At 58.4% G+C, this 26,120-nt stretch carries 22 protein-coding genes; 18 read left to right on the top strand and 4 right to left on the bottom strand.

Features of this window, described 5'->3' with window-relative positions; translation table 11 throughout:
* Positions 1-5: 5 nt before the first annotated feature.
* From EDF70_RS23415 to coaA, 6 genes are read left to right on the top strand one after another with little or no spacing between them, the layout of a single operon-like run.
* The gene (locus EDF70_RS23415) at positions 6-488 is read left to right on the top strand and encodes a DUF2628 domain-containing protein (protein ID WP_132278515.1); all 483 of its coding nucleotides are present in this window, start codon (positions 6-8) and stop codon (positions 486-488) included.
* Positions 488-1,138, top strand: a complete 651-nt coding sequence (hisH, locus tag EDF70_RS23420) for an imidazole glycerol phosphate synthase subunit HisH (RefSeq protein ID WP_132278517.1) — start codon at positions 488-490, stop codon at positions 1,136-1,138. Before EDF70_RS23415 ends, hisH begins: the two co-directional genes overlap by 1 nt.
* Positions 1,138-1,881 (top strand): 1-(5-phosphoribosyl)-5-[(5-phosphoribosylamino)methylideneamino]imidazole-4-carboxamide isomerase, encoded by a 744-nt coding sequence (gene hisA / locus EDF70_RS23425; protein ID WP_132278866.1) that lies wholly within the window; start codon positions 1,138-1,140, stop codon positions 1,879-1,881. Before hisH ends, hisA begins: the two co-directional genes overlap by 1 nt.
* Positions 1,878-2,666, top strand: coding sequence for an imidazole glycerol phosphate synthase subunit HisF (hisF, locus tag EDF70_RS23430; RefSeq protein WP_112730486.1), 789 nt, complete (start codon positions 1,878-1,880; stop codon positions 2,664-2,666). Before hisA ends, hisF begins: the two co-directional genes overlap by 4 nt.
* 12 nt (positions 2,667-2,678) lie before the next feature.
* Entirely contained in the window at positions 2,679-3,002 is a 324-nt protein-coding gene (locus EDF70_RS23435) for a phosphoribosyl-ATP diphosphatase (protein ID WP_132278519.1), read from the top strand.
* On the top strand, positions 2,999-3,988 hold the full coding sequence (coaA, locus tag EDF70_RS23440; protein ID WP_132278521.1) for a type I pantothenate kinase: 990 nt from the start codon (positions 2,999-3,001) through the stop codon (positions 3,986-3,988). The genes EDF70_RS23435 and coaA overlap by 4 nt, the downstream gene beginning before the upstream one ends.
* 24 nt (positions 3,989-4,012) lie before the next feature.
* On the opposite strand, the gene EDF70_RS23445 is transcribed toward coaA, so the two are convergent.
* The 3 genes from EDF70_RS23445 to EDF70_RS23455 all read right to left on the bottom strand — a co-directional run bounded on the left by EDF70_RS23445 (position 4,013) and on the right by EDF70_RS23455 (position 6,791).
* A complete protein-coding gene (locus EDF70_RS23445) occupies positions 4,013-4,612 on the bottom strand; it encodes an alpha-ketoglutarate-dependent dioxygenase AlkB (protein ID WP_132278870.1) in 600 nt (199 codons plus the stop codon).
* A 33-nt stretch (positions 4,613-4,645) separates the two neighbouring features.
* Positions 4,646-5,080 (bottom strand): alternative ribosome rescue aminoacyl-tRNA hydrolase ArfB, encoded by a 435-nt coding sequence (arfB, locus tag EDF70_RS23450; RefSeq protein WP_132278523.1) that lies wholly within the window; start codon positions 5,078-5,080, stop codon positions 4,646-4,648.
* A 100-nt stretch (positions 5,081-5,180) separates the two neighbouring features.
* On the bottom strand, positions 5,181-6,791 hold the full coding sequence (locus EDF70_RS23455) for a phosphoenolpyruvate carboxykinase (RefSeq protein ID WP_132278525.1): 1,611 nt from the start codon (positions 6,789-6,791) through the stop codon (positions 5,181-5,183).
* Between the two features lie 330 nt (positions 6,792-7,121).
* Here EDF70_RS23455 and EDF70_RS23460 point away from each other — a divergent pair, with 330 nt between their 5' ends.
* The 12 genes from EDF70_RS23460 (at position 7,122) to trxA (ending at position 24,696) form a co-directional block, all read left to right on the top strand.
* A complete protein-coding gene (locus EDF70_RS23460; protein ID WP_132278527.1) occupies positions 7,122-7,847 on the top strand; it encodes a response regulator transcription factor in 726 nt (241 codons plus the stop codon).
* A 77-nt stretch (positions 7,848-7,924) separates the two neighbouring features.
* Positions 7,925-9,694: a sensor histidine kinase gene (locus tag EDF70_RS23465; RefSeq protein WP_132278873.1), complete on the top strand. Its 1,770-nt coding sequence runs from the start codon at positions 7,925-7,927 to the stop codon at positions 9,692-9,694.
* A gap of 14 nt (positions 9,695-9,708) precedes the next feature.
* On the top strand, positions 9,709-10,158 hold the full coding sequence (locus tag EDF70_RS23470) for an HPr kinase/phosphorylase (protein WP_132278529.1): 450 nt from the start codon (positions 9,709-9,711) through the stop codon (positions 10,156-10,158).
* 131 nt (positions 10,159-10,289) lie between these two features.
* The gene (locus EDF70_RS23475) at positions 10,290-10,691 is read left to right on the top strand and encodes a PTS sugar transporter subunit IIA (RefSeq protein WP_132278531.1); all 402 of its coding nucleotides are present in this window, start codon (positions 10,290-10,292) and stop codon (positions 10,689-10,691) included.
* A 4-nt stretch (positions 10,692-10,695) separates the two neighbouring features.
* On the top strand, positions 10,696-10,971 hold the full coding sequence (locus EDF70_RS23480) for an HPr family phosphocarrier protein (RefSeq protein WP_132278533.1): 276 nt from the start codon (positions 10,696-10,698) through the stop codon (positions 10,969-10,971).
* Positions 10,972-11,120: 149 nt separating this feature from the next.
* A complete protein-coding gene (gene ahcY / locus EDF70_RS23485; RefSeq protein ID WP_132278535.1) occupies positions 11,121-12,521 on the top strand; it encodes an adenosylhomocysteinase in 1,401 nt (466 codons plus the stop codon).
* A gap of 193 nt (positions 12,522-12,714) precedes the next feature.
* Positions 12,715-15,300 carry a PAS domain-containing sensor histidine kinase gene (locus EDF70_RS23490; RefSeq protein WP_132278537.1) on the top strand — a complete coding sequence of 862 codons (2,586 nt, stop codon included), beginning with the start codon at positions 12,715-12,717 and terminating at the stop codon, positions 15,298-15,300.
* Positions 15,297-16,811, top strand: coding sequence for a tRNA (adenosine(37)-N6)-threonylcarbamoyltransferase complex ATPase subunit type 1 TsaE (tsaE, locus tag EDF70_RS23495; protein ID WP_132278539.1), 1,515 nt, complete (start codon positions 15,297-15,299; stop codon positions 16,809-16,811). The genes EDF70_RS23490 and tsaE overlap by 4 nt, the downstream gene beginning before the upstream one ends.
* A 26-nt stretch (positions 16,812-16,837) precedes the next feature.
* Complete coding sequence (locus tag EDF70_RS23500; protein ID WP_132278541.1) at positions 16,838-17,569, top strand: nucleotidyltransferase family protein; 732 nt, start codon at positions 16,838-16,840, stop codon at positions 17,567-17,569.
* The gene (gene addB, locus EDF70_RS23505) at positions 17,569-20,766 is read left to right on the top strand and encodes a double-strand break repair protein AddB (protein ID WP_132278876.1); all 3,198 of its coding nucleotides are present in this window, start codon (positions 17,569-17,571) and stop codon (positions 20,764-20,766) included. The genes EDF70_RS23500 and addB overlap by 1 nt, the downstream gene beginning before the upstream one ends.
* The gene (gene addA / locus EDF70_RS23510) at positions 20,759-24,304 is read left to right on the top strand and encodes a double-strand break repair helicase AddA (protein ID WP_132278543.1); all 3,546 of its coding nucleotides are present in this window, start codon (positions 20,759-20,761) and stop codon (positions 24,302-24,304) included. Before addB ends, addA begins: the two co-directional genes overlap by 8 nt.
* 71 nt (positions 24,305-24,375) lie before the next feature.
* Entirely contained in the window at positions 24,376-24,696 is a 321-nt protein-coding gene (gene trxA, locus EDF70_RS23515; RefSeq protein ID WP_132278545.1) for a thioredoxin, read from the top strand.
* A 53-nt stretch (positions 24,697-24,749) separates the two neighbouring features.
* Here trxA and EDF70_RS23520 read toward each other — a convergent pair whose 3' ends face one another.
* Entirely contained in the window at positions 24,750-26,102 is a 1,353-nt protein-coding gene (locus EDF70_RS23520) for a folylpolyglutamate synthase/dihydrofolate synthase family protein (protein WP_245519307.1), read from the bottom strand.
* Between the last annotated feature and the right edge of the window lie 18 nt (positions 26,103-26,120).

The following is a 26,120-nucleotide window of genomic DNA, read 5'->3' on the forward strand; positions in this document are numbered from 1 at the left end:
GTTTCGTGATCAGCTATACCGTTTTGACGCCGCCGGACGGACCTGACCGGGATCATGCATCGACGCTGTTCGTCGCCGATCGTTTTGTCTGGTCGGCGCTGCTTCTGCCGTGGATCTGGCTTCTCACGCAGCGCATGTGGTTTGCGGCTTTCGTGGTTTTCGTCAGCGAATGCATGGCAATTTTCATTTTGCGGCAATCGGGGCTTGGCACTGTAGGGCTTCTGGCAATCATCGCAATCCATGCACTGGTTGCGCTTGAGGGCGGCAATCTCCATATCCGCCATCTGATTGCTCGGGGCTGGAACGTGGCGGGCCAGATCACGGCACCGGATCTTGCAACGGCCGAAGAGATGTTCTTTGCCGGTCTGCCCGAACCGGTTGCCACGCCCCTGCCCTCAGCAGCCGACTGGGCCAAACCGAATTCTTCATCGACATCCGGCTGGAACGCACCTGCGCTTGGCCTTTTCGACAATACTGGAGCACGCTGATGCGCGTTGCCATCATAGACTACGGATCGGGAAACCTTCGATCCGCCACCAAGGCATTCGAGCGCGCCGCCCGCGAGGCCGGCATCGATGCCATGATCGACCTGACCGACAAGCCGGAAGCGGTGGCCTCCGCCGACCGCATCGTTTTGCCGGGCGTTGGTGCTTATGCCGATTGCCGCGCCGGCCTTGCGGCTGTCGACGGAATGCACGAGGCACTGCTCGACGTTGTGGAAAAGAAGGCACATCCCTTCCTCGGTATCTGCGTCGGCATGCAGTTGATGTCTTCACGCGGCCTCGAAAAGACTGTGACAGACGGTTTTGGCTGGATCGACGGCGATGTCGTGGAGATGACGCCCTCCGACCCAAGCTTGAAAATCCCGCAGATCGGCTGGAACACGCTCGATCTGAAAACCAGTCATCCGGTCTTCGACGGTATCCCGACAGGGCCTGACGGTCTGCATGCCTATTTCGTGCATTCCTACCATCTTGCCGCCCGCAAGGAAGATGAAGTCATCGCCACTACCAATTACGGTGGCCCGATGACCGCGTTTGTCGGTCGCGACAATATGGTCGGCTCGCAATTCCACCCGGAGAAGAGCCAGGCGCTTGGCCTTGCCCTTATTGCAAACTTCATGAAATGGGCTCCGTGATGATCCTTTTCCCGGCTATCGATCTCAAGGACGGCCAGTGCGTTCGCCTGAAACTCGGCGACATGGAACAGGCAACTGTCTACAACACCGACCCCGGCGCACAGGCCAAGGCCTTTGAAGACCAGGGGTTCGAATGGCTGCATGTGGTCGATCTCAATGGCGCCTTTGCCGGCGAGACGGTAAACGGTGATGCCGTCGATGCGATCCTGAAGGCGACCAAGAACCCGGTTCAGCTCGGCGGCGGCATCCGTACGCTCGATCATATCGAGGCATGGTTGTCGCGCGGGCTTGCCCGCGTCATCCTCGGCACCGTTGCCGTGCGTGATCCGAACCTCGTGCTTGAAGCATGCACACGTTTTCCCGGTCAGGTCGCCGTCGGTATCGATGCCAAGGGCGGCAAAGTGGCCGTCGAAGGCTGGGCGGAAGCATCCGAACTCGGCGTCATCGAGCTGGCGAAAAAATTCGAAGGCGCCGGCGTTTCGGCGATCATCTATACTGACATCGATCGCGACGGCATTCTGGCCGGTATCAACTGGGATTCCACGCTGGAGCTAGCCGATGCCGTTTCCATTCCGGTGATCGCCTCGGGTGGCCTTGCCTCCATGGACGATATCCGCCGGATGCTGGAACCGGATGCGCAAAAACTCGAAGGCGCGATTTCCGGCCGTGCGCTCTATGATGGTCGCATCAACCCGGACGAGGCCCTGGCGCTGATCCGGGCAGCCAAGGGAGAGACGGCATGACGCTCAAGGCTCGCGTTATCCCCTGTCTCGACGTCAAGGACGGCCGTGTGGTTAAGGGCGTCAATTTTGTCGACCTGATCGATGCCGGTGACCCGGTCGAAGCCGCCAAGGCCTATGACGCGGCCGGTGCCGACGAACTCTGCTTCCTCGACATCACCGCATCCTCGGACAATCGCGATACGATTTTCGATGTCGTTGCCCGCACTGCCGATCACTGTTTCATGCCGCTGACGGTCGGTGGCGGTGTTCGCGCCGTTGGCGACATCCGAAAACTGCTGCTCGCCGGTGCCGACAAGGTGTCGATCAATTCGGCAGCTGTGAACAATCCCGACTTCGTGGCCGAGGCCGCCGACAAGTTCGGTAACCAGTGCATCGTCGTTTCGATCGATGCCAAGCGCCGCCTAACGCAATCGGTCGGTGGTGATAACCGCAGCGAATGGGAAATCTATACCCATGGCGGCCGCAACGCGACCGGCATCGATGCCGTGGAGTTTGCCGCCCGCATGGTCGAACGCGGTGCCGGCGAATTGCTGGTCACATCAATGGACCGCGACGGAACCAAAGTCGGCTATGATCTGGAGCTCACCCGCGCGATCGCCGATGCGGTACGCGTGCCGGTGATTGCCTCCGGTGGTGTCGGCACATTGGACGATCTCGTTGCTGGCGTGAAGGAAGGCCATGCGACCGCCGTTCTGGCCGCTTCGATTTTCCACTTCGGCACCTATACGATCGGTGAGGCGAAGCGCTATATGGCCGATCATGGCATTGCCATGAGACTGGACTGACGGGAGGCAGACTTGGGCGAATTTTCATTGAGCGATCTGGAAAAGATCGTGGCGGAGCGCGCCTTGGCGTCTCCGGATCAATCCTGGACAGCCAAGCTCGTCGCTGTCGGCCAGACCAAGGCTGCAAAGAAGCTCGGCGAAGAGGCAATCGAAACGGTCATCGCCGCCGTGGCGCAGGACCGCAAGGAACTTGTCGGCGAAAGTGCCGACCTTCTTTATCATCTTTTGGTCGTATTGAAGATTGCCGATATCCCGTTGCAGGATGTGCTGGATGAACTCCAGCGCCGGACCAGCCAGTCCGGTCTTCAGGAAAAGGCTAGCCGTCAACCATCATGACCAGTGCGCCGCAGCCCGCCGAAGCATTTGAGGTCGGCATGACCTCGGAACGTTATTCGCCCTACCACCACTTCACAGCGGACGAGTGGGCAAAATTCCGGGCAGACACGCCCCTCACCCTCAAAGCGGAAGAGATCGCCCGGCTCCGTTCACTCGACGATCCGATCAATATCGATGAAGTCCGGCGTATCTATCTGTCGCTATCGCGCCTTCTGTCATCGCATGTCGAGGCATCGCACCTGCTTTTCCAGCAGCGGAACCGTTTTCTGAGCCTCTCGGATATCAACAAGACGCCCTTCATCATCGGTATCGCCGGATCTGTCGCTGTCGGCAAATCGACCACGGCACGTATCCTGAAGGAACTACTCGCACGCTGGCCTTCCAGCCCGAAGGTCGACCTGATCACCACAGACGGTTTTCTTTACCCCAATGCCGTGCTTCAGCGTGAAAACCTGATGGAGCGCAAAGGTTTTCCCGAAAGTTACGATGTCGGTGCCATCCTGCGTTTTCTCTCGGCAATCAAGGCCGGTGAGCCCAACGTGCCGGCACCACGCTATTCACACCTGACCTATGACGTTCTGGCCGACGAACATACGCTGGTGGATCGGCCGGACATTCTGATCTTCGAGGGTATCAATGTGCTGCAGTCGCGCACCCTACCTGCGGATGGAAAGATCATCCCGATCGTTTCCGACTTCTTCGATTTCTCGATTTATATCGACGCGGACGAGGATCAGATTCATAGCTGGTATGTCCAGCGCTTCATGAAACTGCGTGAAACCGCCTTCCGCGACCCCACATCGTTTTTCAAGAAATATGCGGCAATCGATACCAATGATGCCTTGGCCATGGCGGAAAACCTCTGGCAGAACATAAACCTGAAAAACCTGCGCCAGAATATTTTGCCGACACGCCCGCGCGCGGATCTCATCCTGCGCAAGGGGCGGGATCATTTCATCGAGACGGTTTCGCTCAGAAAGCTGTAGCCGGTACATAACCGGCTACACTTTTCACGGATTGATCCGACGCAGTGTCAGGTTGATGCGTCCGCCATTTTTTAGAAGCGTCGAGGTGCCAGGGTAAATGCGATCGACGCCGTGAAACGCCAGCCTCCCCTCTCCGCCCAGCAGAACGATATCGCCGCTCGACAGCTTGAATGACCCGGTCGGCGCTTTGCGCTCCAGTCCGCCAACCCGAAACAGGCAGGTGTTTCCGAGTGAAACGGACAGCACCGGCGCTTCGAATGCATTCTCGTCCTTGTCCTGATGCAGACCCATTTTCGCATCGTCGCTATAAAAATTGACGAGACAAGCCTCGGGCGGCTTTGAATAAGCGGCCAGCCTTTCCCACAGATCGAGAAGTTTCGGCGGCATGGCCGGCCACGGTTTTCCGGTAAACGGATGCGTTGGCTGATAGCGATAGCCGTTGTCCTTGTCCGTCACCCAACCAAGCGTTCCGCAATTGGTCATCCGCACCGACATAGGTTTTCCGGTGCCGGGCATGGTGGGCACGAACAGAGGTGCCTCAATGACGATCTGGCGGATTGCCTCGACCAGATGCTCCTGTTCGGCCCGATCCAGATAGCCTGGCAGATGCCTTATGCCCTTCATCAAGCTCGCCACGTCTGGCTCCTCACCATTGCCTCAATCGCCGTCAGGTCGACCGCGCATCTTCTTGACTTCCGATCGACCGGACTTGGCTTTCAGGCGACGTTCCACAGAACCCTTAGTGGGTTTGGTGGCCTTGCGCGGCGGCGGCGGTGGCTTGGCGGCTTCAAGGAGCAGTTCCTTCAGACGTTCCCTCGCCTCTTCGCGGTTGCGATCCTGGCTGCGCGACCGGCTGGCCTCGATCATCAACGTGCCGTCCTTGGAGACACGTCGTCCACCCAGCCGCAGCGCGTTTTCCTTCACGCGATCCGGCAGCGAGGGTGAATTGGTAATGTTGAAGAACAGTTGAACCGCCGTCGACACCTTGTTGACGTGCTGGCCGCCAGCGCCGCCCGCCAGAACGAACTGCTCTGTCAGTTCCCATCCGGCAATGGTGATGCGGTGATTGATGATAAGGGGTTCGCTAGCCATGTCTGTCTCCGCCCTTCTCTTCCCACAAACATGCCCATAAGAAAACCGCCGGTATCGAAATCGATACCGGCGGTTTCAATGTTCCACGTGAATCAGGAATTTATTCCGCGGCGATCAACATGCCTGGAGCGGCGTCGCGCACCTTGCTGTCGACATGGTCTTCGAATTTGGCAAAGTTGCTGATGAACATCGCCACCAGCTTGGCTGCCTGCTGATCGTAAGCGATGCCATCGGCCCAGGTCGAACGCGGATCGAGAATGCTGGTATCGACACCCGGGACGGCAACCGGTACCGCGAAGCCAAAGTTGGCGTCGGTGCGGAATTCGGCGCTCTTCAGGCTGCCGTTCAGGGCAGAGGTGAGCAGCGCGCGAGTCTCCTTGATCGGCATGCGACGGCCAGTGCCATAAGCGCCGCCGGTCCAACCGGTGTTGACCAGCCAGCAATCGACACCATGGCGATCGATCAGATCGCGCAGCAGATTGCCGTATTCAGTCGGATGACGCGGCATGAACGGTGCGCCGAAGCAGGTGGAGAAAGTTGCTTCCGGCTCACTGACGCCCTTTTCCGTACCGGCAACCTTGGCGGTGTAACCCGACAGGAAGTGGTACATGGCCTGTTCCGGCGTCAGCTTGGCGATCGGCGGCATGACGCCGAAAGCATCCGCGGTCAGCATGATGATCGTCTTCGGATGCGGCGCGAGGCCAGTCTTCGATGCATTCGGGATAAAATGCAGCGGATAGGCACTGCGCGTGTTTTCCGTCAGCGAATTGTCGTCGAAATTCGGCACGCGATTTTCGTCGAGCACGACGTTTTCCAGTACCGTACCGAAACGACGGGTCGCAGCGTAGATTTCCGGCTCTGCTTCGGCCGACAGCTTGATCGCCTTTGCGTAGCAGCCGCCTTCGAAGTTGAAGATGCCGTTCTCACCCCAGCCATGCTCGTCGTCGCCGATCAGTGTGCGGTTCGGATCAGCCGAAAGCGTCGTTTTGCCGGTACCGGACAGGCCGAAGAACACGGCAGAATCGCCGTCCGGGCCGACATTGGCCGAGCAATGCATCGGCATGACGCCCTTTTCAGGCAGAAGGTAGTTGAGGACGGTGAAGACCGATTTCTTGTTTTCGCCAGCATAGGACGTGCCGCCGATCAAAACCAGACCGTTGGTCAGATCGCAGGCAATCACCGTTTCCGAACGGCAGCCGTGACGTGCCGGATCGGCCTTGAAGCTCGGCAGATTGACGATCGTCAGCTTTGGCAGGAAGCTCGACAGCGTACCGCGATCCGGGCGGATCAGCAGGTTACGGATGAACAGGGCGTGCCAGGCGAATTCTGTAACGACACGTGTCGGCAATGCGTTTTCAGCATCAGCGCCACCAATCAGGTCCTGCACATAGAGATTTTTGCCGGCGGCATGGGCGAACATGTCCTTGCGCAGCAGCTCGAAATGTTCCGGCGAAAGCGGCTTGTTGTTGTCCCACCAGATCTGACTGTCGGTCTTGCTATCACGGACGACGAACTTGTCCTTCGGCGAACGACCAGTGTGCTGGCCGGTGACGGCGCGCAAGGCACCATCAATGGTCAGTTCGGCTTCCTTATTTTCAAGCGCTGCCTCGTAAAGCTGCGTCTCGATGAGGTTATAGCGGACGCTCGAAGCGCCGGAGAGGCCGATAACCTCTACTCCATTCGCCGGATTATGAAGTCCGATCTGCTCCATGTCGCGCTTTCCCTTCTTTAAAAATCGGGTTGCCAATGAAGCCGGAAACTAGTGTCAGTTTTTTAAATAGGCAATATGAAAACTGAAAAAACCAAACAAGATCAAATAATTAATCGATTTAAATAATTTTCTTCAGTTTTAAATCGGTTTGATTGCCACATAGCAAGCGTCAATTAGGTTCGCTAATGTAGGACGGATCTCACACTCTCCCTTTGACGTTGCCACAATTTGTTCCACCTTTATACTCAGAACGCGTCAACAGGGCAGCCGAACGGCGGGGGCGATTTCCAGGGAGACGCCTTCAAAATGACGACGACGGAGACCGAAAGAATGCAGACAATCGCGCTCGTGGACGACGACCGCAACATCCTCACTTCAGTGTCGATTGCACTGGAAGCAGAGGGATATCGGGTCGAAACCTACACCGACGGTGCGTCGGCGCTTGACGGTCTTCTTGCCCGTCCGCCGCAACTGGCGATCTTCGACATCAAGATGCCGCGTATGGACGGCATGGAATTGCTGCGCCGCCTGCGCCAGCGTTCCGATCTGCCGGTCATCTTCCTTACCTCCAAGGATGAGGAAATCGACGAATTGTTCGGTCTGAAGATGGGTGCGGATGATTTTATCACCAAGCCGTTTTCTCAGCGTCTTTTGGTGGAGCGCGTGAAGGCCATTCTTCGCCGCGCCGCCAACAGGGAAGCGGCGGCGGCCGGCACCGGCGGCGTCAAGACTGCTGATCAGCAGGCAGCACGCACGCTGGAACGCGGCCAGCTGGCCATGGACCAGGAACGCCACACCTGCACCTGGAAGGGTGAACCGGTTACATTGACGGTCACGGAATTCCTGATCCTGCATTCGCTGGCACAGCGCCCGGGCGTTGTGAAAAGCCGCGATGCACTGATGGATGCGGCTTATGACGAGCAGGTCTATGTCGATGACCGCACGATCGACAGCCACATCAAGCGGCTTCGCAAGAAGTTCAAGATGGTCGATAACGACTTCGACATGATCGAGACGCTTTATGGCGTCGGATACCGCTTCCGCGAAGCTGCATGATTGCGATAGGGCGCTGACCCTGTCACAACCGGCGGCGATTCGGCGGTGGAAAGGAAAAGGCCTTGGCCGACCAGGCTATGAACAAAGACATCACTGACGCGACGGAGCCGCGACAGGGAAACAGGCGACTGTGGTCGCGGCCTTTTACACTGGCCCGGCGGGTCTTTGGTCATGCCGTCTTTTCGAGCCTGACACGACGCATCCTGTTCTTCAACATCGCGGCGACGGTGGTTCTGGTCGCGGGTATTCTGTACCTCAACCAATTCCGCGAAGGGCTGATCGACGCACGTGTCGAAAGCCTGCTGACGCAGGGCGAAATCATCTCGGCTGCCGTATCGGCATCGGCATCCGTCGATACCAATTCGATCACCATCGACCCGGAAAAGCTGCTGGAACTGCAGGCCGGCCAGAGCATAACCCCTGTTCCCAATGACGAGGATCTGGATTTTCCGATCGACCCCGAGCGCGTGGCGCCGGTATTGCGCCGGCTGATCTCGCCGACTCGCACGCGCGCGCGCCTCTTCGATGCTGATGCAAACCTGCTTCTCGATTCGCGTCATCTCTATTCACGCGGCCAGGTCTTGCGGTTCGACCTGCCGCCGATCGAAAACGAAGCCCAGACCTGGAACGAATGGCTTGCCAGCCTGTTCAACCGCATGCTGCAGCCCGGCAACCTGCCGAGCTACAAGGAAGCACCGGGTGGTGACGGATCGATCTATCCCGAGGTCATGAATGCGCTGACCGGCGTGCGCGGTGCAGTCGTTCGTGTGACCGATCGTGGCGAACTCATCGTATCGGTCGCAGTCCCTGTTCAGCGCTCGCGCGCCGTGCTTGGCGTCCTGCTCCTATCCACGCAGGCCGGCGACATCGACAATATCGTTCACGCCGAGCGGCTGGCGATCATGCGCGTCTTTGGCGTCGCCACCCTCGTCAACATCCTGCTGTCGCTGCTTCTGTCGTCCACCATCGCCAATCCGCTGCGCCGGCTTTCGGCCGCAGCCATCCGTGTGCGCCGGGGTGCCAAGCAACGTGAGGAAATCCCCGATTTCTCTGCCCGCCAGGACGAAATCGGCAACCTCTCGATTGCACTTCGCGACATGACGAATGCGCTCTACGACCGTATTGCCGCTATCGAAAGTTTTGCAGCCGATGTCAGTCACGAGTTGAAGAACCCGCTGACGTCGCTGCGCAGTGCTGTCGAAACCTTACCGCTTGCCAAAAGCGAAGAATCCAAACAGCGACTCACGAACATCATCTTCCACGATGTGCGCCGCCTCGACAGGCTGATCAGCGATATTTCCGACGCTTCGCGACTGGATGCAGAACTGGCGCGTTCGGATTCGGCACCGGTCGATATGGAGGCCCTGGTCGGCAACCTTGTCGATATCTCGCTGCAGATCCGCAATGGTCGAAAAGTTGTCGAAATCGCGCTCAGCGTCGATCGCAAGACCGATGTGAAATCCGAGTTCGTTGTTCAGGGCCACGATCTGCGGCTCGGACAGATCGTCACCAATCTCATCGAGAACGCGCGCTCCTTCGTTCCGGAGAAGAGCGGAAAGATCAAGGTTCATCTGTTCAACAGCAAGGGTCGCTGCATCGTCCATATCGATGACAATGGTCCCGGTATCCAGGCCGAAGATATCGACCGCATCTTCGAACGTTTTTACACGGATCGCCCGGAAGGGGAGAGTTTCGGGCAAAATTCGGGTCTCGGCCTTTCCATCAGCCGGCAGATTGCCGAAGCGCATGGCGGCACCTTGCGCGCGGAAAACCTGATAGACAACAAAACCGGCACGGCAACAGGCGCCCGCTTCATTCTATCATTGCCGCCTGGCCAGCAGCAGTAAGGTATCCGGGGCCCATGACCTTGCTGTCCAATCTCCATGCAACGGCAATCGTGATTGGAACTCGAGGCATTCTCTTTCTCGGGCCATCCGGTGCCGGTAAATCAATGCTGGCCTTGGCCTGCATTGACGCCGCTCGACAGGCGGGACAGTTTTCTGCGCTTATCGCAGACGATCAGGTTTTTCTCGAAAATGCCAATGGGTGCACCATCGTCAAACGGCCGCCGGCGACAGCGGGCCTGCTCGAGATCCGCCACAGTGGCATCGTATCGCTTGCCAGCGTCGATGCTGCTGTCTTGCATATGGCGGTCAGGATTGTAGAGCGAAACGATGCTGAACGCATGCCACCGGCTTTCGAAACCTATAGCCTTCCGTCCGGTCTCGAATTGCCATTGATCCGTGTTGCAGCCGACGCGCTGGCGCCACTGGCCGTGCTCGCTGCGCTCGCGCCTGATTTTGCTCGTTGATTGGTCTTCCTGACCAATTTTCATTTTTAGCTTGCACTTCCGTCTCACATATAGAAGATGGCTCACCACCGCGATGGCACTTGTTGCAGCGCGAATATAGCCTGCGTTCATGTCTTCCAAGGGGTCATTTCATGATCGGACTTGTGCTTGTCACCCATGGCAAGCTGGCTGAAGAGTTTCGTCATGCAGTGGAGCATGTCGTTGGTCCTCAGAAATATATCGAAACGATATGCATCGGCCCGGAAGACGATATGGACCAACGCCGGCAAGACATTGTCGATGCCGTTGAGCGTGCAGATGATGGTCATGGCGTCATCATCCTGACCGATATGTTCGGCGGCACGCCGTCCAATCTTTCCATCTCGGTCATGAGCAGCGGCAAGACCGAGGTCATTGCCGGCGTCAATCTGCCGATGCTGATCAAATTGGCCGGTATTCGCGCCGAGAACGACATGCAGAAGGCTCTGGTGGAAGCTTCAGAGGCGGGCCGAAAATACATCAACGTGGCCAGCCGCGTTTTGAGCGGCAAGTGAGGCCATACTTATGTTTTCCCGCGAACTCCTGATTATCAACAAGCGCGGGCTCCATGCTCGTGCCTCGGCCAAGTTCGTGCAGACCGTTGAAGGCTTTAATGCGCAGGTCAGCGTCAGCAAGGACGGCATGACGGTTGGCGGCACATCGATCATGGGCCTGATGATGCTGGCCGCCAGCCCCGGCTGCAGCATTTCCGTCACCACGTCCGGCGAACAGGCCGAAGCGGTGCTCGAAGCACTTGACCAACTGGTCTCGAACAAGTTCGGCGAAGAGGCCTGACACAACAGATAAAGATATAAAGACTTCTTTATGTCTTGTTGCCAGCAAGCCATAAGCCTGCTACATCCCAGCGCTAATATCCGTCCGCTATGGGCGGAGTTTACGGCTCTTCCAATGGAAGAGTGCCATCTTTGAGCTGGAGATCCTTCATGACCACTGAGAAAGACTATATCGTCGCCGACATTTCGCTGGCGGATTACGGCCGCAAGGAACTCGATATCGCCGAAACCGAAATGCCGGGCCTGATGTCCTGCCGCAGCGAATTCGGCGAATCCAAGCCGCTGAAGGGCGCCCGTATCTCGGGATCGTTGCACATGACGATCCAGACCGCAGTTCTGATCGAAACCCTGCAGGTTCTCGGCGCCGAAATTCGCTGGGCATCCTGCAACATTTTCTCGACCCAGGACCACGCTGCCGCAGCGATCGCTGCCGCCGGCATCCCGGTCTTCGCCGTCAAGGGCGAATCCCTGACCGAGTACTGGGAATACACCGACAAGATCTTCCAGTGGGCCGATGGCGGCCTTTCCAACATGATCCTCGATGATGGCGGCGATGCCACCATGTACATCCTGCTCGGCGCCCGCGCCGAAGCCGGCGAGGACGTTCTTTCGAACCCGACCTCGGAAGAAGAAGAAATCCTCATCGCGCAGATCAAGAAGCGCCTTGCTGCAACGCCAGGCTGGTTCACAAAGCAGCGCGATGCCATCAAGGGCGTCACCGAAGAGACCACTACGGGCGTTCATCGCCTGTACGAACTGGCCAAGAAGGGCCTGCTGCCCTTCCCGGCAATCAACGTCAACGATAGCGTCACCAAGTCGAAGTTCGACAACAAGTACGGCTGCAAGGAATCGCTGGTCGACGGTATCCGTCGCGGCACCGACGTGATGATGGCCGGCAAGGTTGCCGTCGTCTGCGGTTACGGCGACGTCGGCAAGGGTTCGGCTGCATCGCTTCAGGGCGCTGGCGCTCGCGTCAAGGTCACGGAAGTCGACCCGATCTGCGCACTTCAGGCTGCCATGGACGGTTTTGAAGTCGTCATTCTCGAAGACGTCGTGTCTTCGGCTGACATCTTCATCACCACGACCGGCAACAAGGACGTCATCCGCATCGATCACATGCGTGCGATGAAGGACATGGCGATCGTTGGCAATATCGGCCACTTCGACAACGAGATCCAGGTAGCGGCTCTCAAGAACCTCAAGTGGACGAACGTCAAGCCGCAGGTCGACCTGGTCGAGTTCCCCGGTGGCAACCGCATCCTTCTCCTGTCGGAAGGCCGCCTGCTCAACCTCGGCAACGCCACCGGCCATCCGTCCTTCGTGATGTCGGCTTCGTTCACCAACCAGACGCTGGCCCAGATCGAGCTCTTCACCAAGCCCGGCACCTACAAGAACGAGGTCTACATCCTGCCGAAGCACCTCGACGAGAAGGTCGCGCGCCTTCATCTCGAAAAGCTCGGCGTCAAGCTGACCGAGCTTCTTCCTGAACAGGCTGCCTATATCGGTGTATCGCAGCAGGGTCCGTTCAAGGCTGAACACTACCGCTACTAATATTTAGCCGGTTCATCCACAACATATAGGGCCGCAGGCGTTGACAAATGCCTGCGGCCTATTTTTTCGCACTAAGCTTCCCGCTGAATCCGGAAACAAGTATTGTTGTAAGACTTGATTCGCGCCCTTTTTTGCGTGGCGTGGGCTGGAATGTCTTGTCATCGATGCGGCACATGGACGGAGACAAGCCGGAATGGCGGTTGAAAATATGGTCTTGCCTCGGCAGGCCGAAGTGAATGTCGAAGGCGACGAGGCCCCGACAAAAACAGCTCTATGCCAGCAGATGGCGACAGAACGTGACACCGCTCCGCGGGGTCTGCGTCGTCTTGTGCGTTGGGCAGCAGCTGCCCTTTCGGGTACGGCTCTTTCGGGCTTTGCCAGTGCAGCCTTTGCACAGGAAGCCGGCCTTGAGGCAGGCAGATTCCTTTCGTCGTCCGAGATCATCGTCCCGTCGCTGACCATCGGCGCCCTGGCGGCCGCTCTTCTGTCGACCATCTGGCTCGTTCGCCAGAAAGGCAATATCGAAGCCGAAAGCCGGGATGTACGCAGCGCGCTTTCCGACGCGCAGCAGAAAATCTCCAAATACGAAGCCCTGATTGCCGAAAAGAACCGGCGGATCGTCATCTGGGAAGCAGGCCCCGGCCGGCCGGAATTTCTCGGTCAGCTTCCCGTCGAGACCGGCGCACCGGCAGAAAATCGCGACTTTCTGGCTTTCGGACGATGGTTGAGCACGACCTCCGCCCCTGAACTGGAACGCGCCATCGAAGCACTTCGCAGCGACGCGCGCAGCTTCGACATGGTGGTCGAAACGTTCCGCAACGAGATTCTGGAAGTGCAAGGCCGCGTTTCCGGAGGCAAGGCCTTCGTACGCTTCATCGCGCTGAACAACCTGCGCGCCGAACTGGCGGAACTGAAAATAGAGCGCGAACGACTGTCGAGTTCGATGCTTCTGTTCCAATCGCTTCTGGATAGCCTTGAGCAACCGGTGTGGAGACGCGACAGCGAAGGTAACCTGACCTGGGTCAATCATGCCTACAGCGAAGCAGTGGAAACCGCTTCTCCTACGGCAGCTGTTCAGGAAAGCCATGAGTTCCTCGGCACAATTGCGCGTGAAAAAATCCGCGCCACCGCGACGGCAGCAACACCCTTCCATGACCGTCTGTCGACTGTCGTGCGCGGCAATCGTACGATCTTCGATATTTCCAATGTCGTCGGCCCTGGCGGTTCAGCGGGCATGGCGATCGACGTCTCTGAAGCGGAAACCATTCGAGACGAGTTGAAGCGCACGCTCAAGAGCCATGCCGAAACGCTTGACCATCTGGCAACGCCAGTGGCAATCTTCGACGGCGAACAGAGGCTGCAATTCTATAATCAGGCATTCGTCCGCTTGTGGGATTTCGAACTCGGCTTCCTTGAAAGCCGGCCCGGCAATGCCGAGATGCTGGATCGTTTGCGCAGCCAGAACAAGCTTCCCGAGCAGCTGAACTGGCGCAACTGGAAGGAATCCGTTCTTTCCGTCTATCGTTCTCTCGATACACAATCCGATCGCTGGCACCTGCCGAACGGCCAGACCTTGCAGGTCATCGCCACCGCGCATCCGCAGGGCGGGGCAACTTGGGTGTTTGAAAACCTGACCGAACAGATGGACCTCGAAACCCGCTACAACACGCTGGTGAAGGTTCAGGGCGAAACCATCGATCATCTTTCCGAAGGCGTTGCGGTTTTCGGCCCGGACGGCCGCATTCGTCTGTCCAATCCGGCATTCCGGGTACTTTGGAACGTGACCGAGGAGCAGGCCAAGCCGGGCACGCATATACGTGCCATCGAGGCTGCCTGCGCCTACGAGTATGAAAAGCCGGATGGCTGGCGCCATTTTGGTCAGATGCTGACCAATTTCGACGACGAGAGACCTTCCCTGCAGGGCACATTCGAACTGCATTCGGGGCTTGTTCTCGATTATGCCGTTATTCCGCTGCCGAACGCGCAGACCATGCTGACCTTCGTCAACCGCACCGACAGCGCATTGGCAGAACGGGCACTGAAGGAAAAGAACGAGGCGCTTCGCAAGGCAGATGAGCTGAAGAACGATTTTGTTCAGCACGTCTCCTACGAACTTCGTTCTCCACTGACCAACATCATCGGCTTCACGGACCTGCTCAAGACGCCGGGTCTCGGTGATCTGAATGATCGTCAGGCAGAATATGTCGATCACATTTCGACCTCCTCTTCGATCCTGCTGACGATCGTCAACGACATTCTCGACTTGGCAACCGTCGATGCCGGCATCATGCAGTTGAACTACAACGAGACCGATATCGACGAACTGCTCGATGACGTTTCGCTGCAGATCGCCAATCGTCTCCAAGAAAACAACGTCACGCTTGAAATCAACGCCCCGACAGGTCTGGGTGCGATCGTTGCGGACCAGCAGCGCCTGAAGCAGATCTTGATCAAGCTGATCACCAACGCGACGAATTTTGCACCGGATGGATCGATCATCACGCTGAATTGCTGGCGTCAGAGCGAAGATTTCTACTTCTCCGTCGCCGATCAAGGCCCGGGGATTCCCGAGGACATGCTGAAGACGGTGTTCGACCGTTTCTCCTCCAGCAACAAGGGTGGCAAGCGCAGCGGCGCGGGTCTTGGCCTTTCGATCGTTGAAAGCTTCGTGACCCTGCACCACGGCGATGTCCGCATCGAAAGTGGCCCGAGCCAGGGAACAACTGTGACCTGCCGCATCCCGAGCGCGCTGAACGCCCGCTCTGTCGCCGCCGAATGAACGGGAAAACCGTCTTCACAATCGAGCTGGAGGACGATGCCGCCACGGCCCGTCTCGGCGAAGATTTGGCGATGGCCTTGAAAGCAGGAGATTGCCTGGCATTGTCGGGCGATCTCGGTGCCGGAAAATCAACACTCGCCAGAGCTTTTCTGCGCGCCTTAGCAGATGACGAAGCGCTTGAGGTTCCGAGCCCGACTTTTACGCTGGTTCAGACCTATCCGCTTCGCATCCCTGTCGCGCATTTCGATCTCTATCGTCTGGCCGACAGTTCGGAACTCGATGAGCTTGGTTTCGACGAAGCGCTTGCGGACGGGATCTGTATCGTCGAATGGCCAGAAGTGGCCGAAGGCGCTTTGCCACGCGACCGCATCCTTTTAGCACTCCAGCACCAGGCCTCAGGGCGATTGGCGACGATAACCGCAGCGGGGTCTCAGGCGGATCGCATTTCCCGGACGCTTTCCATTCGCGCCTTCCTTGATCACAATCACTACATCGGCAGCCAACGACGCTTTTTGACAGGCGATGCTTCCGTCATGCGTGGTTATGAGCGCATTCATCCGGTCGATGGGAAATCCATCATCCTCATGGATTGGCCCGTGCGCCCGGAGGGACCGCCCGTCCTCGACGGCAAGCCATATCCGAAGGTCGCCCATATTGCAGAAAACGTCGAACCTTTCGTCGCAATTGCCGGCTATCTGCGGGACAACGGGCTGACGGCACCGGAAATCTATATTGCCGACTATGAAGCCGGTTTTCTCCTGATCGAAAATCTCGGCCCGGACGGCGTACTTGACGCTGAAGGACGGCCGATCGCAGATCGATATCGGGAAAGCGTCGCCGCTCTCGCTTACCTGCACGGACAAGCGCCACAGCAGGATATCGCCTTCGATGGCAATCGCATCCATCATGTCCCGGATTTCGACCCGGTGGCAATGAAGATGGAAACGCGCCTTCTGCTCGATTGGCACCTGCCATGGAAAAACGGCAGCACGGCCAGCGAGGAACAGCGCGAAACCTATCTGGCAATCTGGGATGATTTGATCGCCGACCTCTCCGGCTGCGAGATCCATCTTCTGCTGCGCGATTTCCACTCGCCCAATATCATCTGGCAGGAGCAGGCTGAAAACATCCGTAAAGTCGGTATCATCGACTTTCAGGACGCTATGATGGGGCCAACAGCGTATGATGTTGCATCATTGGTGCAGGATGCCCGCGTGACCATCGGGCCTGCTCTGGCAAACATGCTGATGGCCGATTATCTTCGCCTTCGACATACGCAGGGCGGCTTTGACGAACAGAGCTTTCTCAAAGCCTGGGCAATCATGTCCGCACAGCGCAATTGCAAGCTGGCCGGTCTTTGGGTGCGGTTGATGCAACGGGACGGCAAGCCCGGCTACATGCAGCATATGCCACGTACACTCAGCTATCTCTCCACCGCCCTTCAGCACGAAGCGCTTGCCCCCTTGCGCGAATGGTGCAGGCAGGCTGGAATGGGTTTGAGCGAAACCTGAACCCTCGAATCATTGATACGGAGATCATGACGATAAAAAATGCGATGGTGCTGGCCGCGGGCCTCGGCACCCGTTTGCGACCGATTACCGACCGTATGCCCAAACCGCTGGTGGCCGTCGGCGGCAAACCGATGATCGACTATGCGCTGGACAGTCTGGCCGACGCCGGCGTTTCCCATGCGGTTGTCAATGTCCACCATTTTGCTGATCAGATGGAGGCGCATCTTGCCTCCTATCCGCGGTTGAATGTGGCCATTTCCGATGAACGCGACCAATTGATGAATTCCGGCGGCGGGCTGGTGAAAGGCCTTGAGCTGCTTGAGCCCGGCCGCATTTTTGTGATGAACGCCGACCTCTTCTGGATTGGCGAGACAGCCGGAACGCCGACGAACCTGCAGCGTCTTGCCCAGTTTTTCGATCCCGAGCGGATGGATATGGCACTTCTCTGTGTGCCGATCGAAAACACCACCGGACATAATGGCAAGAAGGATTTTGGCCTTTCTGCAAATGGGAAGCTTGTCCGATACACCGAAGGTTCAGGCCAGGCCGTGGTCTATGCCGGAGCAATCGTGCTTGAGACCTCGCTTTTCGATGATGCGCCACAGGACGCCTTCAATCTCAACATCTATTTCGACCGGGCAATCGCCGCCGGTCGGCTGTATGGCATCAGTCTGGAGGGTCATTGGCTGACCGTAGGCACACCCGATGCGCTTGTTGAGGCAGAAACCGTGCTTCAGGAAGCCGGGGTGGGCACATGATCCCCACCCGTCATAAACGGGTTTTTACGGTGCCGGCAGCGGTGCCGTTTCTCAACACGATCGCCGCCCGGCTTCTGGATGGGAGCCTTGTCGATGGCTTTCAGCATGATCCCGCCGATCCGTTGTCGCTGTCGAAAGTGACCATCTTTGTGCCGACACGCCGCGCCGCCCGCGTGCTGCGTTCGGAATTCGTTGATCTCCTCGGTGGGCGCTCAGCCATCCTGCCAATCATTCGCCCACTCGGCGAAACCGATGACGACAGCGGCTATTTTGACCTTGCCGCACCGGAGGAAATGGATCTGGCGCTGCCGATCGGCGGGGTGTCGCGTCTTCTGGAACTGGCACGACTGATCCTTGCATGGCGCAACCAGTTGCCGCTGGCAATCACTGCCGTTCATTCCACGTCTCCTCTTGTCGCGCCGGCCAGCCCGGCAGATGCGATATGGCTCGCGCGCGCGCTGGCCGAGCTGACCGACTCGATCGAAACCGAAGAGCGGGACTGGAACGACCTCAACAAGCTGGATACGGCCGAGCATCCTCTCTGGTGGCAGCTGACCGCAGAATTCCTGAAAATCGCCAGCGCCTTCTGGCCGGCGCGACTGGAAGAATTGCGACGCTCCTCGCCTGCCCGGCATCAATCTGCAATTCTTCGCGGCGAGGCCCGCCGGATTGCCACCAGCGCCCATCAGGGACCTGTAATCGTTGCTGGCTCAACCGGTTCTGTCCCCGCGGCGGCTGATCTCATTGCTGCAATTGCCTTGCTGCCAAATGGCGTTGTTGTGTTACCCGGCCTCGACCAGTCCATGTCGGACGAGCATTGGAACCTGCTGGACGATGATCGTTTTCTCGACAAGCGATCCGAGCCTTCAGCACGCAGCCATCCGCAATTCGGCCTGTCAAAACTGCTGAAACGGCTGCAGATCGACCGCAGCGAAGTCGAAGTGCTTGCCGCGGCTTCAGACGATCTGGCTTTTCGGGCCAAAACATTGTCGAAAGCACTGGCTCCTGCCAAGGCCACCGACGACTGGAGCGAATGGCGATCCGCTGCCGACAAACAAGCTCTTGCAGAAGCATTTGCCGACATCACGCTGATCGAAGCCGCCAATGAGCGCGAAGAGGCAACAACGATTGCAATTGCCCTGCGCATGGCGTTGGAGAAACCCGGCCGGCATGGTGAATCACAGGCAGCGCTGATCACTCCCGATCGCGCACTGGCACGCCGCGTCATGGCAGAACTTGCTCGTTTCGGCATTATCGCTGATGACACTGCCGGCACGCCGCTATCCTCGACGCCACAAGGCACGTTGCTGCAACTGACGCTGGAAGCGATCCTACGCCCAGGCGATCCGGTACCGATCGTGGCGTTGTTGAAACATCCCCTCGCCCGGTTCGGCCTGCCCGACACGGAAGCGCGCGCTGCGGCACAGGCTCTGGAACTTCTCGCCCTGCGGGGCGGTATCGGCGAAATGGATATCAGCACGCTTGGCCAATTGCTTGCGCGCCGCCTCGAAGAGCAGAAGAGCGATCGCCACACGCCACAATGGCGACTGTCACTACCGGACAGATCAGCCGATAAGGCAAGACAGCTGGCAGAGCGGATAACGGCAGCAGTCGAGCCTCTGGCATCGGCGATCCTTGGTCGGCTTCCAAGCGGGCGAGGCAGAACGGCAAAACTGTCGCTCTCCGAATGGGCAGCCCGTTCCGGCCGCGTGCTCGAAGAGATTGCCAAGGATGAGCGTGGAGATCTTTCCGCGCTGTGGTCCGGTGAAGCCGGTGAGCGTCTGGCCGACATGCTGTCCGAAGTGATCGAGGCCAACGGCCAGATGGAGGCCGATGGTCCGCAATGGATCGATGTCGTTACCGCCCTGACGACGGCCGAAGCGGTGAAACCGAAGGCGCTCAGTCACCCCCGCCTTTTCATATTCGGTACACTGGAAGCCCGCTTGCAGAGCGTCGATACGCTGGTTCTCGGTGGTCTCAATGAAGGGTCGTGGCCGGGACAGTCGGTCAACAATCCCTTCCTGTCGCGAACCATGAAGGTGGATCTCGGGCTGGAACCACCGGAAAGGCGCATTGGCCAGCTCGCGCACGATTTCGAAATGGCGAGCGGCACTCGGCGTCTGATCTATTCCCGTTCGCTGCGGCAAGGCACGGCGCCGACTGTCGCCTCGCGCTGGCTGCAACGTCTGCTGGCTTTGGGCGGACCGGACTTTGCCAGGGAATTGCGGGCGCGTGGTGATGTATATCGAAGTTGGGCCGGTCTGATCGACGCTGCGCCATCGCAGCCTGTCGCCAAACGCCCCTCACCGACACCACCGCCGGAATTGCAGCCGACAAAATATTCCTTCAGCGAGGTCGGTCGACTGCGACGCGATCCGTATTCCATCTACGCCGCCCGCATCCTCAAGCTTGATCCGCTGAAACCGTTCAACGAGGATCCGGGTGCCGCGCAGCGTGGCACACTTTATCACCGCATTATCGATAGCTATACGCGTGAGGGCCACATCCCCGGTACGCCGGTGGCGCGGGAGGCTATGCTGCGGGTGACGACGGAGCTTTTCGACGCCGAGAAACTGCCGCCGCATATCGATCAGGTGTGGCGCCCGCGGTTCCTGAAAGTGGCCGAAGCCTTTCTGCACTGGGAAACAGCCCGTGCCACGGACATTCGCGAAACCTTTACGGAACTCTCAGCCGGATTCGAAATCCCTGAAGCCGGCATACGGCTGACGGGCGTTGCCGACCGTATCGATATCAAGGGTTCGGGCCACGCCGATATCATCGATTACAAAACGGGCCTCAGCCCTTCCGTCAATCAGGCGCGATCGCTGCTCGATCCGCAATTGGCACTGGAAGCGGCGGCACTTCTGGCCGGTGGCTTCAAGGACATGCCGGCCATGACACCGGCGGAACTGACCTATGTTCGCCTCAGACCCGGAGACCGTTTTGCGACTGACACCGTGAACAACGAATTCGCCAAGGAAACCGCAAAAATTCAACCGAAATCGGCGATCGATCTCGCCAATGAGAGCAGAGAGCAGCTGGCTGGTTTCGTCAATCTTCTGCGCAGCGGCAAGGCCGGTTTCTCTTCCCGCCTGATACCCATGATGCAAAGCGCCTATGATGGCGATTACGATCATCTGGCGCGCGTCGCCGAATGGTCGACGGCTGAAGTCGAGGAAGGTGACGGCGATGAATGACAGCTTGCCGCAACCAGTCGACGACGATCCGAAACAATGGGTGAACTGGACAGGCGTTCAGCAATCCCTGGCGTCAGACCCCGCGAGTTCGGCGTGGGTGTCCGCCAATGCAGGTTCAGGCAAGACGCATGTTTTGACCCAGCGGGTTATCCGGCTTCTTTTGTCCGGGTGCCGACCATCCTCGATCCTCTGCCTGACCTATACAAAGGCTGCTGCCTCTGAAATGTCGAACCGTGTTTTTCAGCGATTGGCAGGTTGGACGGTCTTGTCGGATGAGGCGCTGGGCGATCAGATTGCTGCCATGGAAGGCAAGCGGCCGGATCGGGTCATGTTGGCGGAGGCTCGTCGACTTTTCGCTCGTGCTTTGGAAACACCGGGTGGCTTGAAAATCCAGACGATCCACGCATTCTGCGAATCTCTGCTTCACCAGTTCCCTCTGGAAGCCAATGTTGCCGGGCATTTTTCGGTTCTCGACGATCGCGCCGCCGCCGCGCTCCTTGAGGAAGCCCGCCGCTCTCTGTTGACGGCGACCGCCAAGGAAGACGGCAGCGGACTGGCCGAAGCTTTCGCGCTGGTTCTTGACCTCGGCGACGAAAGCGGTCTCGAGACCCTGCTTTCCGATATCGTGGCCAACCGCACGGCTCTACGCGACTTCCTCACCAGAGCGGTGGCGGAAGGCGGTTCCGCCAGATTGCTGCGGCGGGCCTTCGGATTATCTGCCGAGGACAGCGAAGTAACTGGTGCAGAACGATATTGGCCTTTGCCCGGCCTTTCCGGCCAGACGCTTGACCTCTACCTGGATCTTGCCGACCGCAGTGGTGGGGCCAAGGTGACAGATGTCGCTTATGGGTTAAGGCTGGCCCAGCGTGAGACAGATGTCTTCAAACGCGCGGAATATCTGGAGCGGATCCTTCTGACCAAGGACGGCAAGCCGAAAGCGGATTCCTCCCTCGTGGCCAAGGCGATGCTGACGGCGGCCCCGGAACTGGGTCCGGCGGTAGCGGCAGCCCGCGAACATGTTGCCGCCTGCCGAGACAGGTTGCGGATTCTGCGCATGGTGGCGGCGACCGAAGCCGCCCTCGTTCTGGCTGACCGGCTCAATCACGACTACGAAGATCTGAAAAAACAGCGAAGCCTGCTCGATTTCGAGGACCTGATCAATCGGACCGCCAATCTTCTGACGCGTGACGGTGTCGGAGCCTGGGTTCACTACAAACTCGATCAGGGCATCGACCACATTCTCGTCGATGAGGCGCAAGACACCAGCCCTGTCCAATGGACAGTGATCAAATCGCTGGCCGAAGATTTCTACAGTGGCCGTAGCGCCCGCGATTCCATCCGGACATTGTTTGCCGTCGGCGATGAAAAGCAGTCTATCTATTCCTTCCAGGGTGCGCGCCCGGAGCGGTTTGCACAGGAGCGCGACGACACGCAGCGACAGGTGACTGATAGCGGGCAGTCGTTTCATTCGGTGCGCCTGCCGCTTTCGTTCCGTTCCACTGCCGAAGTGCTGAGCGCCGTCGACCAGGTCTTTTCTCTGGAAGACAATGCACGCGGTCTGAGTGCGCGCGGCGATGCCGTCATCCATCGCTCCAATCGCCTCGGACACCCGGGTGTGGTCGATCTATGGGAAACGGTCGTGCCCGACGTCATAGAAGCGGAGGATGACTGGACTGCGCCTTTCGATGCAACGCCGGACAAGGCACCGTCGGCAATTCTGGCGACACGCATGGCCCATGTCATCGGATCGATGGTCGGCAAGGGCACTGTTATCGAACATGGAGTCATGCGGCCGATCCGCGCCGGCGACATTCTCGTTCTGGTGCGCAAGCGCGATGCCTTCGTCAACGGCCTCACACGCGCGCTGAAGCGTCGGGGCGATATTCCCGTTGCCGGTGCAGACCGTCTGCGCCTGACCAGCCATATCGCTATCCAGGACCTTCTGGCGCTCGGCCGCTTTCTGCTTCTGCCCGGCGATGATCTCTCGCTTGCCGCGATCCTCAAGAGCCCGCTTTTCGATCTTTCGGAAGATGACGTTTTCGAGATTGCCGGCCGCCGACCGGAAAAAATCGGTGTGTGGGCGCATCTGCAGATGCAGGCAGTCGATAACCCGAATCTGCAAACGAGCGTTAGCAGACTGCAACGCTACATCGCCTTGTCGCGGACGATGAGCGTGCATGATCTGTTTGCCCATCTGCTTGGCGCCGATGGCGGCCGCCGACAGTTTTTAGCACGGCTGGGGAGCGAAGCGGGCGATATTCTCGATGAATTCCTGACATTCGCACTAGACCACGAGACAAGCGGGCTGCCGGGTCTGCAATCCTTCATCTCCACGCTTGAACTGGAATCGCCAGAGATCAAACGCGAACAGGATAGCGGCCGCAACGAAGTGCGGATCATGACGGTGCATGCCTCCAAGGGGCTGGAAGCGCCGGTCGTATTTCTCGTTGATAGTGGTTCAAAAGCTTTTGTGCATAGCCATGTTTCAAAACTGCGGATGCTGCGCGTCGGCGAGACGAATGTTCCCGCCTGGCTGCCGTCCAAAGTACTGTCAAATGCCTTTAGCGAGGCAGATGAAGAGCGCCTGAGGATTTCGACGGAAGAGGAATATCGTCGACTTCTCTATGTCGGCATGACGCGCGCAGCCGATCGGCTGATAGTTTGCGGTTATCGCGGCAAGCGCGAGAATCTCGATAGCTGGCAGGCGATGGTTGCTCGAGGTCTCAGCGCCGACGACACGCATTGCCAAACCGCGGAATTTACCGGTCCGGACGGCAATTGGACGGGTTTGACGTGGCGGCTTTCCGGCGAGCCGAACCGGCAAATTCCCAAGGAAGATCCGAAGGAGCACGCGGAAACCACGTCGCTGCTTCCCGAAGCATTGGGTCGGCCGCTGCCACCGCAAAAATTGCTGCCGCGCCCTTTGAGCCCCTCCGGCGCTGGAACCATGATCGATGACGAGGCGATTGACGCGGTGATCACCTCGCCGCTGTTTGGTGACGCCGCCAGCCCTGACCGCGCATTGCAACGCGGACGCATGACGCACCGGATGCTGCAAATGTTGCCGGATTTTCCCGAAACCGAACGTCTCGCGGCCGCGCAACGTTATGCGTCTCGCGCGGTGCCATTCTGGCCGGAGTCGGAGCGCCGGCAGTTGATCGAAACGGTCATAGGGGTCCTCTCCGCAACCGATCTTCGTGATGCATTTTCCGATCACGCCCAGGCGGAAGTGTCGATCATGGGCACGCTGAAGATCGATGACCGAGATTATGCGGTTTCGGGCCGCATCGACCGGCTGGTCGTCAATGACAGCCGCGTCATGATCATGGATTACAAGACAAATCGCAATCCACCGGGTTCACAGGAGCAAACACCATTCTCCCATCGGGCACAGCTTGCAATCTACCGGGAGATTCTTGCGCCACTCTATCCGGGTCGTGCAATCGATTGCGTGCTGGTCTATACCGAATCAGGCCACGTCATTCGGCTGTCGGACGATTTGCTGTCCCGTTCGCTTTCTGAACTCAGAACAAAGTGATGTCGGAACCATTGAAATTCGCCATGCTCGCGCGCACATTTGGTCCAACACGAATTCTAAAGGAGAGCCCTATGGCTACCGTCAAAGTAGACATGTCCAACTTCCAGGCCGAAGTTCTCGATTCCACGCAGCCTGTCGTCGTGGATTTCTGGGCTGAATGGTGCGGCCCGTGCAAAATGATCGGCCCGAGCCTCGAAGAAATTTCGACTGAGCTTGCCGGCAAGGTCAAGATCACCAAGCTGAACATCGACGAAAACCCGGAACTCGCTGCCCAGTTCGGCGTTCGCTCGATCCCGACCCTTGCTATCTTCAAGGGCGGCGAAGTGGCCGACATCAAGGTTGGCGCTGCTCCGAAGACCGCTCTTTCCAGCTGGATTACCGGCGCCGCCTGATTTTTCAACCATAAACTGAATTGGAAAAGCCCGGTTGCGAGACCGGGCTTTTTTCATTTGGGTGCTGTGCCGTTCTCAGCGAGAACGGTGCCCGCCAGATAAAGCGAACCGCCGATCAGAATACGCGGCGGGACTTCCTCCGGCATCTGGCGCTGGCTGATTTCTTTTAGAGCATCCACAACGCTCAACGACGGTTCCGCCACCAGTCCGGCGTCGAAGGCCGAATGCGCGAGGATGACCGGATCAATCATCGAATCCGAACCGCGGATCGGCACGGTGAAGACATATTCGGCGATATCGGAAAAAGCGCGAAAATAGCCAACCGGTTCCTTGGTGTTGATCATGCCGGTGATCAGATAAAGCGGACGGGCCTGACGCTCTTCGAAACCAGCCATCGCTTCCGCAATCACTTCTCCTGCGCCGGGATTGTGGCCGCCGTCCACCCAGATTTCCGAACCGCGTGGTGCATATTGAAGAAGTTCACCTTCAATCAACCGCTGCAGGCGACCGGCCCACTCCACCGTGCTCATCGCCTTTTCCATCATGGCTTCGGTGACGGTGAAACCAGCCTGCTTGACCGCACGGATCGCCGCCGCGGCATTGGCATATTGATGACGCCCAAGAAGGCGTGGCACCGGCAAATCGGCCAGTCCGAACTCATCCTGATAGATCAGACGGCCAAATTCTTCGTGGGCGGAATAATCCTGACCATAGACCGTGACCGGGCAGGAAAGACGTTCGGCCGTCGAAACCAGAACATCAAGCGCGGCCTCGTGTTCCTGCTGGCCGATAACGACCGGGCATCCCTTCTTCATGATGCCGGCCTTTTCGGCCGCGATCAGTTCAACGCGGTCACCCAGATATGCCTGATGATCAAGCGATATAGGCATGATGATCGAGACAGCCGGATTGGGCACGACATTGGTGGAATCAAAACGCCCACCCATGCCGACTTCCAGAATGACGGCATCGGCAGGGATTTCCGAAAAGATCAGAAAGCTTACGGCGGTCAGGATCTCGAAAACGGTGATGTGCTGGCCGCCATTGGCTTCACCGACACGGCGCAGCGCATCCGCGAAAACCGCGTCATCGACCAATTCACCCCGGCCACCTTTTACACCGATGCGATATCGCTCGTGCCAGTTGACGAGATGCGGCGACGTATGAACATGCACGGCATGGCCACCGGCCTCCAGCAACGCCCGACAAAAGGCCGTCACCGACCCTTTGCCGTTGGTTCCTGCAACGTGAATGACTTTTGGCAGCTTCAGATGCGGATTGCCGAGAACCTCAAGTACGCGAAGAACCCGGTCCAGGGACATATCGAAGCCCTTGGGATGAAGCGTCATCAGCCGCTCTATTTCCTTGGCTGCCTCGCTCGGTGCCGGTTCCGTCATCGCCGTCATTCCAACCGTCCCATTTCC

Source organism: Neorhizobium sp. JUb45 (assembly GCF_004343585.1).
GTDB lineage: Bacteria > Pseudomonadota > Alphaproteobacteria > Rhizobiales > Rhizobiaceae > Neorhizobium.

Bases quoted from the DNA above. Each gene is read 5' to 3' on its own strand.
- EDF70_RS23460 (WP_132278527.1), top strand. From the start codon at position 7,122: ATGCAGACAATCGCGCTCGTGGACGACGACCGCAACATCCTCACTTCA.
- EDF70_RS23520 (WP_245519307.1), bottom strand. From the start codon at position 26,102: ATGACGGCGATGACGGAACCGGCACCGAGCGAGGCAGCCAAGGAAATA.
- hisH (WP_132278517.1), top strand. From the start codon at position 488: ATGCGCGTTGCCATCATAGACTACGGATCGGGAAACCTTCGATCCGCC.
- EDF70_RS23500 (WP_132278541.1), top strand. From the start codon at position 16,838: ATGACGATAAAAAATGCGATGGTGCTGGCCGCGGGCCTCGGCACCCGT.
- hisF (WP_112730486.1), top strand. From the start codon at position 1,878: ATGACGCTCAAGGCTCGCGTTATCCCCTGTCTCGACGTCAAGGACGGC.
- coaA (WP_132278521.1), top strand. From the start codon at position 2,999: ATGACCAGTGCGCCGCAGCCCGCCGAAGCATTTGAGGTCGGCATGACC.
- EDF70_RS23490 (WP_132278537.1), top strand. From the start codon at position 12,715: ATGGCGGTTGAAAATATGGTCTTGCCTCGGCAGGCCGAAGTGAATGTC.
- hisA (WP_132278866.1), top strand. From the start codon at position 1,138: ATGATCCTTTTCCCGGCTATCGATCTCAAGGACGGCCAGTGCGTTCGC.
- EDF70_RS23445 (WP_132278870.1), bottom strand. From the start codon at position 4,612: ATGAAGGGCATAAGGCATCTGCCAGGCTATCTGGATCGGGCCGAACAG.
- EDF70_RS23475 (WP_132278531.1), top strand. From the start codon at position 10,290: ATGATCGGACTTGTGCTTGTCACCCATGGCAAGCTGGCTGAAGAGTTT.
- arfB (WP_132278523.1), bottom strand. From the start codon at position 5,080: ATGGCTAGCGAACCCCTTATCATCAATCACCGCATCACCATTGCCGGA.
- tsaE (WP_132278539.1), top strand. From the start codon at position 15,297: ATGAACGGGAAAACCGTCTTCACAATCGAGCTGGAGGACGATGCCGCC.
- EDF70_RS23455 (WP_132278525.1), bottom strand. From the start codon at position 6,791: ATGGAGCAGATCGGACTTCATAATCCGGCGAATGGAGTAGAGGTTATC.
- trxA (WP_132278545.1), top strand. From the start codon at position 24,376: ATGGCTACCGTCAAAGTAGACATGTCCAACTTCCAGGCCGAAGTTCTC.
- addA (WP_132278543.1), top strand. From the start codon at position 20,759: ATGAATGACAGCTTGCCGCAACCAGTCGACGACGATCCGAAACAATGG.
- EDF70_RS23470 (WP_132278529.1), top strand. From the start codon at position 9,709: ATGACCTTGCTGTCCAATCTCCATGCAACGGCAATCGTGATTGGAACT.
- ahcY (WP_132278535.1), top strand. From the start codon at position 11,121: ATGACCACTGAGAAAGACTATATCGTCGCCGACATTTCGCTGGCGGAT.
- EDF70_RS23465 (WP_132278873.1), top strand. From the start codon at position 7,925: ATGAACAAAGACATCACTGACGCGACGGAGCCGCGACAGGGAAACAGG.